Source organism: Sphingomonas sp. LH128 (genome assembly GCF_000293195.2).
Taxonomy (GTDB): Bacteria; Pseudomonadota; Alphaproteobacteria; order Sphingomonadales; family Sphingomonadaceae; genus Novosphingobium; species Novosphingobium resinovorum_A.
Genome location: NZ_ALVC01000341.1, coordinates 1 through 2,054, shown reverse-complemented (window position 1 = coordinate 2,054; position 2,054 = coordinate 1). Strand labels below are relative to the sequence as shown.

At 58.3% G+C, this 2,054-nt stretch carries 3 protein-coding genes and 1 pseudogene; 3 read left to right on the top strand and 1 reads right to left on the bottom strand.

Going from position 1 to position 2,054, the window contains the following annotated elements:
* Positions 1-188: pseudogene (locus LH128_RS24155) on the top strand (IS6 family transposase); the annotation flags it as partial.
* A gap of 176 nt (positions 189-364) precedes the next feature.
* Positions 365-817 carry a hypothetical protein gene (locus LH128_RS24150; protein ID WP_008832315.1) on the top strand — a complete coding sequence of 151 codons (453 nt, stop codon included), beginning with the start codon at positions 365-367 and terminating at the stop codon, positions 815-817.
* A gap of 106 nt (positions 818-923) precedes the next feature.
* Here LH128_RS24150 and LH128_RS24145 read toward each other — a convergent pair whose 3' ends face one another.
* Positions 924-1,361 (bottom strand): MarR family transcriptional regulator, encoded by a 438-nt coding sequence (locus tag LH128_RS24145; protein ID WP_172705160.1) that lies wholly within the window; start codon positions 1,359-1,361, stop codon positions 924-926.
* A 222-nt stretch (positions 1,362-1,583) separates the two neighbouring features.
* On the opposite strand from LH128_RS24145, the gene LH128_RS24140 reads away from it, so the two are divergent.
* A complete protein-coding gene (locus LH128_RS24140) occupies positions 1,584-2,054 on the top strand; it encodes a hypothetical protein (RefSeq protein WP_327195254.1) in 471 nt (156 codons plus the stop codon).

Sequence of the window (2,054 nt, the reverse complement as noted above, 5' to 3'; positions counted from 1 at the left end):
CGGCCTATGCCACGATCAAGGGATTCGAAGTCATGCGAGCCCTGCGCAAAGGACAGGCTCGCCCCTGGTGCCTGCAGCCCGGCATCAGGGGCGAGGTGCGCCTTGTGGAGAGAGCTTTTGGCATTGGGCCCTCGGCGCTGACGGAGGCCATGGGCATGCTCAACCACCATTTCGCAGCAGCCGCCTGATCGGCGCAGAGCGACAGCCTACCTCTGACTGCCGCCAATCTTTGCAACAGAGCCGTAATTATGTGTAGGAGTTTTTACCCATACCATGATTATGGGATGACGTACGAACGAACCTGATAAAAAGCAGCAATGAGGGTCGCACCTAATTGAATTTTCATTTTTTACCGGGGGGTTAAATGAATTTTGCGACCAGTCGAGCAACGGAAGATACGCTGCTGCCCTATTCGGGCATCAACTGCGATATCAATGACGCAACATCGAACCTGCGTACCTTCAATCGCCGTGCCATAGCCGAGCGCTGTCAGTCGCTGCTTGAGGCGGACTCTTCACTCCGATCCATCATACCGAACGGTCTGCTCAGCCATGAGGCCCGGCTGATCCTGCAACTTGCGGTCAAGGGCGGAACGATCGTCAAGGAAGCGGCGCTGTCCTCCTGGCTTTCGGACCGGGCCTTTTACGAGTTGTCCAAGCGCCTCGAACGCCATGGCGTGATCCGGCAAAAGACGGCGCCCAATGATCTGCGGACGAAGCGCATGTTCCTCAACGATGACTTGTGGGACAGCCTTTCCAGTCTGGCGCAAATGCCTGAAAAGCAGGCGGCGGCCAATTGCGAGGCCGTTGCGGCCTGAAATTACCCTCACATTCCTGATTCGGCGGACCTCAGGCCAGAGATGACAGGTCAGAGACGACGAGCCAGACAGCGGCACGGCTGGATGCAGCGGAGCGCGGTCTGGCTCAATTGCCGAGATGATCGCAAAGATGCGCGATCAGATCCTCATCGACAGTGATCGACTTTGATCGGCGGTCATGCGCATTCAGCTCAAAGCTGATCAGGCCGACGGCCTCCAGGCGCTTGAGCAACTGGTGAAAGGCGCGGCCGGAAAGCAGCGATGATGCCGATGCGTCCTTCACGATCAGGCTCTCGCTGACGGTTGCCTGCAGGATCAGCCTGAAATCGTGGCTGAGCAGACTGCTCCCGAATTCCGCCCGCATATCGCTGTCGAGTTCCAGCAGCTTGCAAAGCGTATGCTGCACGCGGCGCCTGACCGCTACGTCGGCAACGCGCATCGGCGGCGCCTGTTGGCCATCTGACTTTTCCACGCTGACTCGCATTCCCCCATTCAGCGGCAAACAGTATGCGCTTGCTCGGCGTCTCAGGCTTGTAAACGCCAATACGCCAGCATGTAACGCGGTTTAAATCCGCGATTTATTCCTGCATCTTTTGCCGGTTATTAATGCACGAATATAATTCGTGAAAATAACGCAGGCGAAAGAAGTACTTTTATTTTTATCACAATCCTAATGACATCGCGCTGAAGCAGAGAAGTATGCCCAAACAGGCATTCACAACAAACGTCTCTGCTCCAGAGCCTGAAATCGCATTTAGGGGGCATTATGAAGTCCAGTTCTTCAATTAGCACGCAAAGTCGCCTGCGCCGTCGGCGTGCAACACTCGCCATCACCACGGCGCTAGTGTCCATCAATGGCGGCAGTGCGCTTGCACAGAGCGTCAGCGTAACCGAACCGACCACCACCACCGCGCTCAACACCAGCATCGCGGCTGCGGCGAACACGCCTTCGGCCTCGGTCGCGGTCAGCGTCACGGGCGCGGGTGTCGTTACCGGCGGCGGCAACGTCGTGCTTTCCTCGCTCGGCGCAGGTCGCGGCGATGGCGCACTCGGCTTTGCCAGCGTGGGCGAACTGGGCGCCGTCGATGCCGATGGCCTGGTCACCGACACGGTCGGCCTGCGGCTGCTGGGCGCCGGATCGGCGGCTGCCGACAACACCGCCACCGTCACCAACAAGTCGTCTGTGAAAAGCGCTGAAGCCCGCAGGGAGGCGTGGGTTTTGGTGGATATGAAGTAA